The following is a 318-nucleotide window of genomic DNA, read 5'->3' as shown; positions in this document are numbered from 1 at the left end:
AGCGAAACTTCTCGCCAGCCTCTGTTTGTACAACCATATATCTCCTCAATCTAAGTCCCCACAGTCACCTATCTTATCACATGTCTCCATTCGAAGCCTGGCACAATAAGAAACCAGACCTAATGCACTTGCGAACGTTCGGTTGCGATGCGTACATCCACCTTCCAAACCAGCTGCATCGCAAGCTACAACCAAGAAGCTCAATGGTAACATTTATCGGGTACGCCATGGAACAGAAAGGTTATCTCTTTTATTGCAGCTCTACCAACAAAATTACTGCCACTCGGTTCACTGACGCTGTCTTCGACGAGAACTCTT

General features: G+C 46.2%; 1 protein-coding gene. It reads left to right on the top strand.

Annotation, left to right across the window (positions count from 1 at the left end; translation table 11 throughout):
- Positions 1 to 80: 80 nt before the first annotated feature.
- Positions 81 to 318, top strand: a 238-nt coding sequence (locus tag B5P40_RS34550) for a hypothetical protein (RefSeq protein WP_483296268.1), incomplete at its 3' end; no start/stop codon positions are given.

Source organism: Bacillus sp. SRB_8 (assembly GCF_003264205.1).
Taxonomy (GTDB): Bacteria; Bacillota; Bacilli; order Bacillales; family Bacillaceae_G; genus Bacillus_A; species Bacillus_A mycoides.
The sequence above is the reverse complement of the archived record's forward strand: the minus strand, read 5'-3'. Positions and strand labels throughout refer to the sequence as shown.